Annotated in this window: 1 protein-coding gene; it reads right to left on the bottom strand. The window is 58.4% G+C overall.

All coding sequences use genetic code 11. The features are described 5' to 3' along the window. Positions 1-40 precede the first annotated feature (40 nt). Positions 41-233 (bottom strand): hypothetical protein (locus QN347_RS20065; RefSeq protein WP_323494440.1); only part of this gene is annotated, 193 nt, incomplete at its 5' end.

The raw sequence follows: 233 nt of genomic DNA on the forward strand, positions 1-233 counted from the left end.
GTGTAAGTCAGGCCGTCCGCAGAAATGTCCCAATGCTCGGCTAAGCTGGGTACCACCTTGCCGTTCTGTCGGCTGATGCGTTGGTGGTGGTCAGCGAGTTGTATTGCACCACGTCAAAGCCTTCAGGGCTGGCTTCGGTGCAAACGCTGAGCTGAGTCGCCGCCTGAGCCCATAACGGGCATAGCAACGGGGCGAGCAGAAGGGGTAAGGTAGCAAGGCGCATGGCTATATTC

It is taken from the genome of Sphingomonas sp. 10B4, from assembly GCF_035019905.1.
GTDB lineage: Bacteria > Pseudomonadota > Alphaproteobacteria > Sphingomonadales > Sphingomonadaceae > Sphingomonas > Sphingomonas glacialis.